Origin of the sequence: Streptomyces griseomycini (assembly GCF_014203535.1) — a bacterium.
Lineage (GTDB): Bacteria > Actinomycetota > Actinomycetes > Streptomycetales > Streptomycetaceae > Streptomyces > Streptomyces griseomycini.
The window spans coordinates 1-9,033 of the sequence record NZ_JACHJI010000043.1; the positions used below are offsets into that span (position 1 = coordinate 1).

A 9,033-nucleotide genomic window follows, 5' to 3' on the forward strand; every position below is an offset into this window, starting at 1 on the left:
GCAGCGTCGCACCGATGTCCGACGTACGCGTCGTCGTCATCGACTGCACCGACACCGGGGCGTCCCCGCCCACCGCCACCGACCCGACCTGGATCCGCCGGCTCCTCCGGCGCTCGGCGAGCGGCCTCGGGGGGACTTCGGGAACTCCGAGGGGGACAGCGGTCATGGCCTCACTCCCGGTTCCCGGAGACGGTCTCGCGCAGAGCGCGCAGCGACTCCTTCAGGGATCCCATGGTGGCGAGGACGGCGGTGGGCTCGTAGCCGCAGTGCGCCATGCAGTTGGCGCAGCGCGGGTCCTTGCCGCGGCCGTACTGGTCCCAGTCGGTCTCCTCGATCAGCTCCCGGTACGTCGGCACGTACCCGTCGCTCATCAGGTAGCAGGGGCGCTGCCAGCCGAAGAGCGAGTAGTTCGGGATCGCCCACGCGGTGCACGGGAAGTCGACCTTGCCCTCCAGGAAGTCCAGGAACAGCGGGGAGTGGTTCAGCCGCCAGCGGCTCCGGTTGCCCCCCGCGAAGGCCTTCCTGAACAGCTCCCGGGTCTGCTCGACCCCCAGGAAGTGTTCCTGGTCGGGGGCCTTCTCGTAGGCGTAGGCGGGCGAGATCATCATCTCGTCGACCTCGAGGTCGTCGTTGAGGTAGTTGAGCACCTCGACGACGGTCTGCGGGGTGTCGGTGTTGAAGAAGGTCGAGTTGGTGGTGACCCGGAAGCCGCGCCGCTTGGCCTCCTTGATGGCCGCCACGGCCTCGTCGAACACGCCCTCCTTCGCGACGGACTCGTCGTGCCGCTCCCGCAGCCCGTCGATGTGCACGGCGAACGCGAAGTACGGGGAGGGGGCGAACTTGTCCATCTTCTTGCGCAGCAGCATGGCGTTGGTGCACAGGAAGACGTACTTCCTCCTGGCCACCAACTGCCGCACGATCTCGTCGATCTGGGGGTGCATCAGTGGCTCGCCGCCGGCGATCGACACCATCGGGGCACCCGACTCCAGCACCGCGCCCACGGCCTGGGCGACCGGCATGCGCTGCTTGAGCACCCCGGCCGGGTGCTGGATCTTCCCGCAGCCCTCGCACTTGAGGTTGCAGGCGAAGAGCGGTTCCAGCTCGACGATGAGCGGAAACTTGTCCCGCCGGCGGAGCTTCTGTTCGGCCAAGTATGTAGCGACCTTGATGGACTGGCGCAGCGGCATGGCCATCTGGCTCACCTCCTGGGGAGCAGCGAGGAACGGTGCCATTCGTGGAAAGCCGGAAGGACGGAGCGGAGAACGCGGAAAGCCGATATTCCACCGCGCACCGTGCCGATCCGGACCAGTTCGTGTTCCGGAGCGTCCACGACCACCCGGACGGCCGCAACCGGGCGCTCGCCCGCACGGACGGCGCCCAGCAGCGTGGCCGCCGATTCCATGTCGACCGCGATCGCGCCGGTCGCGAGCAGGTCGGCCCGTTCGTGACCGCGCACGACGTGGTCGGAGCCGGTGAGCGGCCCGGTGTGGACGGTGCGCCCGGGCACCGTGCGCACCAGCTCCTTCACCAGCAGTTCGGTCCCGGTGCACGGCACGCTGCCGCGCGGGTCCCGCGTCTCCTCGGCGACGACCAGGTCGCCGGGGTGCATACCGGGGGCGAGCCCCGCGCAGAAGCCCGTGGCCAGGACGGCGGCCCCGCACAGGGCCGGATCGGTGAGCACCCGGGTGACGGAGCGCTCGGCCGCCGCCGGCCCCATGCCCGTGCGCAGGACGGTGACCGGCCCGCCGGCGCTCGCGCCGTCCCGTTCGGTTCCGGGACGCCGAAAGCCGGCCCGCCGCGTGTCACGCCCGCCCGTGCGCAGCGCGAACTGCTCGATGCCGAGCGCGCAGGCGATCAGCAGCGGGGTCGGGGCGGGCCGGGCGCCCATCAGCTTCCCTTCGCCTCGGCGAGGGACTCCCGCCCGGTGGCGCCCGCCCGCTCGGGGCCGGCCTCCGCCAGGACCGGCTTCTTCGTGAACGGCTCCCCGTTCACGTACCGCCCGAGCGCGGTGAGCGGGAAGACCTGCCGGTAGAGGTGGTAGTTGATGGAGAAGTCCCAGGGGAAGCCGGTACCGGTGAAGTACGGCTCGTCCCAGGAGCCGTCCTCCCGCTGCGTGGCCGCCAGCCACTCGACGCCGCGTTCGACGGCCTTGGACCCCCTCTCGCCCGCCGCCAGCAGTGCCATCAGCGCCCACGCCGTCTGCGAGGCGGTCGAGGCTCCCCGGCCGCTCCACTGCCTGACGTCCCGGTAGGAGCGCAGGTCCTCGCCCCAGCCGCCGTCGTCGTTCTGCACCGACTCCAGCCAGGCCACGGCCCGTCGGATCGCCGGGTGCGAGCGGGGGATCCCGGCCGCGGTCAGGGCGGGTACGACGGACCCGGTGCCGTAGACGTAGTTGACGCCCCAGCGCCCGAACCACGAGCCGTCCGGCTCCTGTTCGGCGAGCAGCCACTGGACGCCGCGCCGGGTGCGCGGGTCGTGCGCGAGGCCCTCGACGGCGAGCATCTCCACGACGTGCGCGGTGACGTCGGCGGACGGCGGGTCGATGACCTCGCCGAAGTCGCAGAACGGCAGCCGGTTGGGCAGCGGGCTGGTGTTGTCGACGTCGAAGGCGCCCCAGGCACCGTTCCTCGACTGCATGCCGAGGTTCCAGCGCACCCCGCGCCCGATGGCGTTGTCCACCCGTTCGGGGTCGTGGTGCTTGACCCTGCGCAGCGCGAGGACCACTTCTGCGGTGTCGTCGATGTCGGGGTAGTTGTCGTTGTGGAACTCGAACGCCCAGCCCCCCGGCGGCAGGTGGGGCCTGCGCACGGACCAGTCGCCGGGCCGCACGATCTGCTCGCCCAGCATCCAGTCGGCGGCCTTGACCAGTTGCGGATGGTCGGCGGGCAGACCCGCGTCGGCCAGCGCGATGGTGGCGAGGCAGGTGTCCCACACCGGGGACTGGCAGGCCTCGATCATCCGGGCGCCGTCCTCGCGCCACACGGCGAACCGGTCGAGCGATTCGAGGCCCGCGCGCATCACGGGATGGTTCAGGTCGTAGCCGAGCAGGTGGAGCGCGATGATCGAGTACACGGCCGGGGGCTGGATGCCGCCCCAGCAGCCGTCGTTCTCCTGGCGTTCGATGATCCAGCGGGCCGCGGTGTTCATGGCCGCCCTGCGCAGCCGGCGCGGGACGATCCCGCGCACCGCGTGCAGGCCCCTGTCCAGCCGCTGGAAGGCGCCGTCCCAGCTGTTCGCCGGAGCGAGCGGCCGGGGAGGGTTGGGGCGGTGCGGATCGGTGTGCAGCTCGTCCAGCGGGAACGGGGCGGGACGGACCGGGCGCTCGGCGGAGACGATCGTCAGCGGGACGATGGTCTGCCGGGCCCAGCAGCCGAAGTCGTAGATGTTGAGCGGCGCCCAGGACGGGAACCAGATCAGCTCGGGCGGGAGTTCGGGCAGGTCCTCCCACCTCCACCAGCCGAACAGGGCCAGCCAGATCCGGGTGAAGACCCGGGAGGCGGCGATGCCGCCCCGCGCGCGGACCCAGGCGGAGGCCTTCGCCATGTGCGGGGCGTCGGGCGGGTCGCCCGCCAGACGCAGCGCGACGTACGCCTCGATGGTGGTGGAGAGCTCACCGGGTCCGCCGTGGAAGGTGGCCCAGGTGCCGTCCTCGCGCTGCTCCCCGCGGATGAACAGGGCGGCGGCGCGGGTGGTCTCCTCGTCGCGGATGCCGAGGAACTGACGCAGCAGCAGGTCCTCGGCGTCCATCGTGACGTTGGTCTCGAGGTCGCCCTTCCACCAGCCCTGGTCGTCCTGCCGGGACAGCAGGAAGTCGGTGGCGCGCCGCATGGCGCGGGCGGCGATGTCGGGAACCCCGGCCGCCACGGGAGTGTCGGTGTCGGTGTCGCTGGCCGCGGTCACTCGGGGCGGCAGGGCCGCCCCGGCGCTTCCGTCGGTCGTCGCTGTCATGGCTTCCCCTTCGTGCAGTCCTGCAAGTCGTGGTGTCTGCTGTGGGTCCGCCGTCGGCCGGTGCTGTTCTCCCCGCAACGCCGGCCGGCGACTACGCGAGGGCTATTCGACCGATAGTGATCATCTCTTTCGTACGACGACGAAGTCCGCGAGCGCCGTGAACCGGTCCCGCACCCGGTCGGGCATGTCGACGGCGTCGAGGGCTCCGATGGCGATGGTGTGCTGGCGGCGCGCCTCCTCGGCGGTCCACTCGCGGCCGCCCGCCTCCTCGATGAGGGCGGCGCGGGCCGCGAACTCCTCCTCGGAGAAGTTCGCGAAGTCGCTGCTCTTGGCGTCGGCGGCGAGGATCTCGCCGAGCCGTCCGGAAGCGGGGCCGCCGGACGCGAGCGCGGCCACGACCGGGAGGGACTTCTTGCGCTGGCGCAGGTCGCTCCAGGTCTGCTTGCCGGTGGCCTCCGGGTCGCCCCAGATGCCGAGGATGTCGTCGACGGCCTGGAAGGCGAGGCCGAGGTGGTAGCCGTACGTCTCCAGCGCGTCGGCGGTGCGGTCGTCCGCACCGCCGAGCACCGCGCCGATGGAGCTGGCGCAGGCGAGCAGGGCACCGGTCTTGTTGCCCTCCATCTCCAGGCACTCCTCGACGCTGACCCGGTCGCGGTGCTCGTAGGAGATGTCCTGGGCCTGGCCGTCGATGAGCGCGCGGCTCGCGGTGGTCAGCCGGCGGGTGGCGCGGCCCGCCTCGACGGTGCCGAGTTCCAGCAGCACCTCGTTGGCCAGGGCGAACAGGGCGTCGCCGACCAGGATGGCCTGGGCGGGGCCGTGCACCTTCCAGACGGTGTCGCGGTGCCGGCGCTGCTCGTCGCCGTCCATCAGGTCGTCGTGCAGCAGCGAGAAGTTGTGGACCAGCTCGACGGCGACCGCGCCGGGGACGCCGGTCTCCGGCGCCGCACCGGTCACCTCGGCGGACAGCACGGCGAGCGCGGGGCGCACGGCCTTGCCGCCGTCGCCGTCCGCCGGCCGGCCCTGGGCGTCGATCCAGCCGAAGTGGTAGGCCGCGACCGTGTCCATGGGAGGTGCCAGGCGGTCGACGGCCGCCCGCAGTACCGGCGTGGCCAGGGTGCGGCCGCGCTCCAGGAGCGCGGACACGTCCACCGCGGTCCTTCGAGCGGCCTGCGAGGCCGGGGGCACAGTGGGCACAGTGTCTCCTCTTGTTGCGGTACCGGGGGTGCGGAGGTCCGCCGCGCCGTGCCGGTCGAGCGTCATGCCGCCTCCTCGATCGCGAAGAGGTGGCGGGGGCGGGGCCGGCCCAGGGCGCCCAGCGCGGCGTCCGCCGCACCGACGCCGCTGCGGACCGCGCTCTCCATGGTCGCGGGCCACCCGGTGGCGGTCCACGCGCCGGCCAGGTACAGGCCGGGTGCCTCGGTGCGGGCGCCGGGCCTGAGCCGTCCGACGCCAGGGGCGGGAACGAACGTGGCGGTGCGTTCCCGGGTGACGAAGAAGTCCTTCACGCGGGCGCCGCGGGTGCGCGGCAGCAACCGCTCCAGTTCGGGCAGGTAGCGCTCGCGCAGCGCGGCCACGGGCTCGTCGATCTCGTTGTGGGCGACCGACTGGGACAGCGCCAGGTACTGGCCCTCCTTCAGTCCGGACGTCTCGGTGCGGTCGAAGACCCACTGCACGGGGGTGCCGAGGGCCGCGAGGAAGGGCCGCGCGAGGACCTTGCGGTCGTAGACGACGTGGACGTTGAGGATCGGCGCGGTGCCGATGTCGAGCAGCCGTTCGGGGGCGTCCAGCGCGCCCGCGGGCAGCAGGTCGTGGGCCTCGCGCTGCGGTACGGCGAGGACGACGGCGTCCGCGTCGAGCGTCTCGCCGGGAGCCCGGACGCTCCACCCTCCGTCGCCGTTGGCGAAGACGGAGGTGACCCGCGCACGGACCTCGGTACGCACGCCCGCGGAGTCGAGCGCCTTGCGGGCGAGCCGGTCGTGCAGTTCGCCCAGGGGTACGCGCGCCCAGCCGATGTCGGCCGCGCCCGGATCGGACAGCAGACCGGTCTTGAACACCATCGCGGCGAGCGCCAGGGAGGAGTCGCCCGCGACCGCGTTGAGGGTGGCGACCCCGACCAGGTCCCACAGGGCCTCGACGGCGCGCGCCGACTGGCCGTGCGCGGCCAGCCAGCTGCCGAAGTCCTGGGTGTCCAGGGCGGGATCGGCGAGGTCGAGCCCCTTCAGCGCGAGCGCGGCCCGGCCCACTCTGGCCCGGTCGGCGAGCGAGAGGTGCGGATACGCGGCGAGGCTGCGCCCCAGGTGCAGGGGCACGGGCAGCGCGTCGCGCCGCAGTCGGCCGAGCCGCCGCCCCTCGGGGCGCGTCACGTCGACGACGGGCACATCGAGCCGGTCCTGCAGCGGTGCCAGCGCCGCCCCTCCGATCCGGTCGAGGAACCAGCGGTAGGCGCTGCAGCAGCGCAGGTAGACGTGCTGGCCGTTGTCGACGGTCAGGTCGCCGCGCTGGAAGGAGAAGGCGAGCCCGCCGAGCCGGGGCCGGCCTTCGAGCAGGGTGACGCGCACCCCGGCGTCGGCGAGCGCGAGCGCGGCGGTGACGCCGGCCAGCCCGCCGCCGACCACGACGGCGTGTCTCCCGGCCGGTGCCGGGTCGCCCGCGAGCGGCCCTTCGGATCGTGCGCCGTGGGTCATCACGCACCCTCCCCTGCCCGGCCGCCGTGCCGGAACGGTGCACGGCCGGCCGTCTCAGTCTGGGACGCGGCATCGTGGCGGAGGGTTGCCCACCGCTTTTCGCCGGGGGCATCACCTGGGAACGGTGTGTCCATCAGGCGCGCCTCCTGACGGTCCGCCGGGTCACGTGCCGGGCGTCCAGTCCGGACAGTCCGCGCACCGCGACGTACGCCTTCTCCCGTCCGGGCAGGGAGACCCGGCCGCGCAGCACGGCCTCGGGGTCGCGCTCGATGCGGTCCAGCAGCCTGCGGTAGATGCCGGCCATGGCGGCGACGCAGGCGCCGCTGCGCCGGTCGAGCAGGGGGAGCAGCCGGTAGCCCTCGGCGAAGAGGGCGCGGGCCCGGCGCACTTCGAAGTGCACGAGGCCCGCGAAGTCGGAGCCCTCCGGTGGGGTCGGTCCGCCGAACCCGGCCGAGCAGCCGAACTTGGCGAGGTCGTCGGCGGGCAGGTAGGTGCGTCCGCCCAGGGCGTCCTCGCGGACGTCCCGGAGGATGTTGGTGAGCTGGAGCGCGAGACCGAGGGTGTCGGCGTACTCGGGTGCGCGCTCGGCGCCGCGCGCCCCCCGCTCCGTGCCGAACACTCCGAGCGAGAGCCGGCCGATGGCGCCCGCGACGCAGCGGCAGTAGGTCTTCAGGTCGTCCCAGGTCTCGTAGGTCTCGCCGCGTACGTCCATCTGGACGCCGTCGATGAGCTCGTCCAGGCCGCCGAGCGGGATCGGGAAGTGCGCGGCGGCGTGGGCGAGGGCGACCGCGACCGGGTCGGTGTCGTCCTCGTCGACCGCGCCGTCGCGGATCCGGGCGAGCAGCGCCCGGGTGTCCTCGAGCCGGGCGACCTTGACGTCGTCCGCCAGCGCGCCGTCGCCGATGTCGTCGACGCGCCGGGAGAACGCGTACAGCGCCGACATCGCGCGCCGCTTGGCCGTCGGCAGCAGCCGGATGCCGTAGGCGAAGTTACGGGCCTGGTGCCCGGTGACGGCCTCGCAGTAGCGGTAGGCGGCGAGTACCGGTGCGGACGCGTGCGGTTCCGACTCCACGGTCCGGATCACCCCTCTCCTCGCAGAGTCACGCCCACCTCGCGCAGCAGCCGGAGCTTGCCGGGCTTGGGCGGGCCGGAAAGTACGTCGTGTTCGGCGGCGGCGATCGCGTGGACGGCCGCCCTCCCCCCCGCCACGAACCCTGCGAGCAGCAACCTCAGTCTGCCGTGGACGCTACCCACGAGGGGGGCGCCTTCATTCAGCAGGTCCCGGGCGCGTTGGGCCTGGTACGCGACCAGTGCGCGCACCGATGCGCCTGCGGTGTCCGCGGCGAGGTCCGCCTCCTGGACGTGGAAGCGCTCCATGTCCGCGGCGGGCAGGTAGATGCGGTCGCGGCCGAGGTCCTCGGCGACGTCCTGGAGGTGCTCGACGATCTGCAGGGCCGTGCAGATCGCGTCGGAGCGGCGGACGCGCTCGGGCGTCGAGGTGCCGGTGACGGCGAGGACGAGGCGGCCGACGGGGTTGGCCGACAGCTCGCAGTAGGCGACCAGGTCGTCGTAGGTCTCGTACCTCTTGACCAGCTGGTCCTGGCGGTTGGCGGCGATCAGGGCGAGGAAGGGTTCGGGGGTCAGCGCGCGGTGACGGACCGTCGGGCGGAGCCTGCGCAGCAGCGGATGGTTTGGTTCCGGGCCGGCCGGGTCGAACACCCGGTGAAGATCCGTCTCGAGGGCGTCCAGCAGCAGCATCCGGTCCCCGGCCCGCTCGGCGGGCACACCGAGCAGCCGGGCGTCGGCGCCGCCGGGGGCCAGGTCGCCGTCGCCGATGTCGTCGACCAGACGGGCGAAGCCGTACACGGCCATGAGGTCGTCGCGCCAGGGCCGGGGCAGGAAGAAGGGGGCCACGGGGAAGTTCTCGGTGGCGGCCTTGTCGAGCGTGGCGCGCTCGGGGTCGACGGCGCGCGCCGTGCCGGTGGACGTCATCGCGGGCTGCCCTGGGCGGGGACGGCACATGCTGCGCTCAGCCGGGGAGTCTCCGTAGCCATTGCCGTCACATCTCCCGTTCTACACTGCCAACCCGATGCACACTATTTCGGACACGCCCGCCCGGGTTCCGTCCGGCGGCCTCGCTGGATGGTGTCGGGCATTATGGCCCTGATTGCCGCCTTTCGGGACCGGTACAGCTTACGTTGTACGACGCGGCGTGTTCCGCCGGGGGGCCGGCGCATCACGACAACGCTCCGATCGGCGTCAAGATTCCTCGTCCGAGCGCGAGTTGGCGCTTCTTCCGCAGACGTCGGGCCCCGCCGGGGTGGTGCCGGCGGGGCCCGGGCCGTGCCGGGTCACTTGCCCGTGAACTTCTCGTACTCCTTGAGCACCTCGTCGGTCGGCC

The 9,033-nt window shown here is 72.9% G+C and carries 9 protein-coding genes; all 9 read right to left on the reverse strand.

Features of this window, described 5'->3' with window-relative positions; all coding sequences use genetic code 11:
• On the reverse strand, positions 1-166 hold a 166-nt coding region (locus tag FHS37_RS38430), incomplete at its 3' end, for a flavodoxin-dependent (E)-4-hydroxy-3-methylbut-2-enyl-diphosphate synthase (protein ID WP_364717462.1).
• Positions 167-170: 4 nt separating this feature from the next.
• A complete protein-coding gene (gene hpnH, locus FHS37_RS38435) occupies positions 171-1,193 on the reverse strand; it encodes an adenosyl-hopene transferase HpnH (protein ID WP_184829931.1) in 1,023 nt (340 codons plus the stop codon).
• A gap of 5 nt (positions 1,194-1,198) precedes the next feature.
• Positions 1,199-1,888 (reverse strand): phosphorylase family protein, encoded by a 690-nt coding sequence (locus FHS37_RS38440; RefSeq protein WP_184829933.1) that lies wholly within the window; start codon positions 1,886-1,888, stop codon positions 1,199-1,201.
• Positions 1,888-3,948 carry a squalene--hopene cyclase gene (shc, locus tag FHS37_RS38445; RefSeq protein ID WP_184829935.1) on the reverse strand — a complete coding sequence of 687 codons (2,061 nt, stop codon included), beginning with the start codon at positions 3,946-3,948 and terminating at the stop codon, positions 1,888-1,890. The genes FHS37_RS38440 and shc overlap by 1 nt, the downstream gene beginning before the upstream one ends.
• A 120-nt stretch (positions 3,949-4,068) precedes the next feature.
• Positions 4,069-5,133, reverse strand: a complete 1,065-nt coding sequence (locus FHS37_RS38450; protein ID WP_184829943.1) for a polyprenyl synthetase family protein — start codon at positions 5,131-5,133, stop codon at positions 4,069-4,071.
• 71 nt (positions 5,134-5,204) lie between these two features.
• The gene (gene hpnE / locus FHS37_RS38455; protein ID WP_184829937.1) at positions 5,205-6,632 is read right to left on the reverse strand and encodes a hydroxysqualene dehydroxylase HpnE; all 1,428 of its coding nucleotides are present in this window, start codon (positions 6,630-6,632) and stop codon (positions 5,205-5,207) included.
• The gene (locus tag FHS37_RS41270) at positions 6,632-6,766 is read right to left on the reverse strand and encodes a DUF6380 family protein (RefSeq protein ID WP_221500823.1); all 135 of its coding nucleotides are present in this window, start codon (positions 6,764-6,766) and stop codon (positions 6,632-6,634) included. Before FHS37_RS41270 ends, hpnE begins: the two co-directional genes overlap by 1 nt.
• Positions 6,766-7,716: a presqualene diphosphate synthase HpnD gene (gene hpnD / locus FHS37_RS38460; RefSeq protein ID WP_184829939.1), complete on the reverse strand. Its 951-nt coding sequence runs from the start codon at positions 7,714-7,716 to the stop codon at positions 6,766-6,768. The genes FHS37_RS41270 and hpnD overlap by 1 nt, the downstream gene beginning before the upstream one ends.
• Entirely contained in the window at positions 7,713-8,624 is a 912-nt protein-coding gene (hpnC, locus tag FHS37_RS38465; protein WP_184829941.1) for a squalene synthase HpnC, read from the reverse strand. Before hpnC ends, hpnD begins: the two co-directional genes overlap by 4 nt.
• Between the last annotated feature and the right edge of the window lie 409 nt (positions 8,625-9,033).